Here is a 1,909-nt window from a genome sequence, read left to right on the forward strand (position 1 = left end):
CTCCGCGAGCGCGTCCTCGAGGGACTCGTGCACGATCGCGGGCGTCGCGCGGGAGTCGTCCACCGCCGGGGCGCCGTCGCGTGGCTGGGCCTGGACGGCGATCGGAGCCGCGACCACGACCACGGCGACGAGGGCGCCGATACTCCAGGTGCGGCGGCGGGGGAGGTGGCGCATGGGGTCACTGTTCCTATCGGGACGGGAAGGGAACCGGCCGGGTCCGTGACCGTAGATCGTATGGCCGGATCCACGTCCGCGGGGAATTTCGCCCGGGGTGGTCCGCCGCGGGTCCGGGCGCGGCCTGGATCGGTGGTGGAAGCGGACAGACGCTAGGCTGCGGCACGGCGGCGACGCGGTTCCGGCCGTGACACCGGCCTGCGGAACCTCGGTCCGAGGTGTCGCCCGAGGCGGGTGGTCCGCGTACACGTAGTCCCCAGCCCTCACGCCGCAGCCCTCATATCGCCCCCAGACCGCAGCCCCTGACCGGAGGTCCCATGTCCGACGCCGACGCCGCACTGCACGATGCGCTCGAGTCCGTGGTGGCCCGCAACCCCGGGCAGAAGCTCTTCCGGCAGGCCGTGCACGAGGTGCTCGAGTCGCTCGCCCCCGTGGTCGCGCAGCATCCCGAGTACGTCGAGGGCGGGATCCTCAAGCGGATCGTCGAACCCGAACGAGTGGTGTCCTTCCGCGTGCCGTGGGTCGACGACTCGGGAGTGATCCAGGTCCAGCGCGGCTTCCGGGTCCAGTTCAGCTCCGACCTGGGTCCGTACAAGGGTGGTCTGCGGTTCCACCGGTCCGTCGACGAGGACACCCTCAAGTTCCTCGGCTTCGAGCAGGTCTTCAAGAACGCGCTCACGGGCCTGGGGCTGGGAGGTGGCAAGGGCGGCTCCGACTTCGACCCCCACGGTAGGACCGACGGCGAGGTGATGCGCTTCTGCCAGTCGTTCATGGCCGAACTCGCCCATCACATCGGGGCGGACCTGGACGTGCCCGCCGGGGACATCGGCGTGGGCGGCCGCGAGATCGGCTACCTGTACGGCCAGTATCGGAAGATCACGGGCCGGAACGAGGCGGGGGTGATCACCGGCAAGGGGATCGGCTACGGCGGGTCCTGGGCGAGGACCGAGGCCACGGGCTACGGGCTCGTCTACTACGTCCGCGAGATGCTCCGCGAGACCGACTTCAGCCTCGACGGCTCCCGCGTTGTCGTCTCCGGGTCCGGGAACGTGGCCCTCTACGCGGCCAGGAAAGCCACGCAACTCGGAGCCACCGTCGTGGCCTGCTCCGACAGCTCCGGGTACGTGGTCGACGAGAGGGGCCTCGACCTGGACCTGCTCGCCGACGTCAAGGACGTCCGACGCGAGCGGCTCTCGGTCTACGCCGAGGAGCGGGGTGACTGCGAGTTCGTCGAGGGGCGTTCGGTGTGGGAGGTGAAGTGCGACATCGCACTGCCCTGCGCGACGCAGAACGAGCTCGACGGCGACGCCGCGCGGACCCTGGCGGGCAACGGGTGCCGCCTGGTGGCTGAGGGGGCCAACATGCCGTGCACCGAGGAGGCCGTCGAGGTGATCCGCGAGAAGGGCATCCTGTTCGGACCCGCCAAGGCCGCGAACGCGGGCGGTGTGGCCACCAGCGGGTTGGAGATGCGCCAGAACGCCGGTCGGCTGCAGTGGGACTTCGAGCGCGTCGACTCCGAGCTCGACCGCATCATGACCAACATCTATGCCACCACGGCCGCGACCGCCGAGGAGTACGGGATGCCCGGCGACCTGGCGGCCGGGGCCAACATCGCCGGCTTCCGCCGCGTCGCGGACGCGATGCTCGCGCAGGGCGTCATCTAGCTCAGGTCGTCCGTTCCCCAGTCGGGAAGAGCGTTCCGCACGCATCGCCCGAGAGGCGGGTGTGCGGAACG

Annotated in this window: 1 protein-coding gene; it reads left to right on the forward strand. The window is 70.6% G+C overall.

The window, feature by feature from the left end; translation table 11 throughout:
* Nucleotides 1-491: 491 nt before the first annotated feature.
* Entirely contained in the window at nt 492-1,838 is a 1,347-nt protein-coding gene (gdhA, locus tag G6017_RS12495; RefSeq protein WP_179523534.1) for an NADP-specific glutamate dehydrogenase, read from the forward strand.
* The last annotated feature ends 71 nt before the right edge of the window (nt 1,839-1,909 follow it).

Origin of the sequence: Dietzia sp. B44 (assembly GCF_014145245.1) — a bacterium.
In the GTDB taxonomy this organism is placed as follows: Bacteria; Actinomycetota; Actinomycetes; order Mycobacteriales; family Mycobacteriaceae; genus Dietzia; species Dietzia natronolimnaea.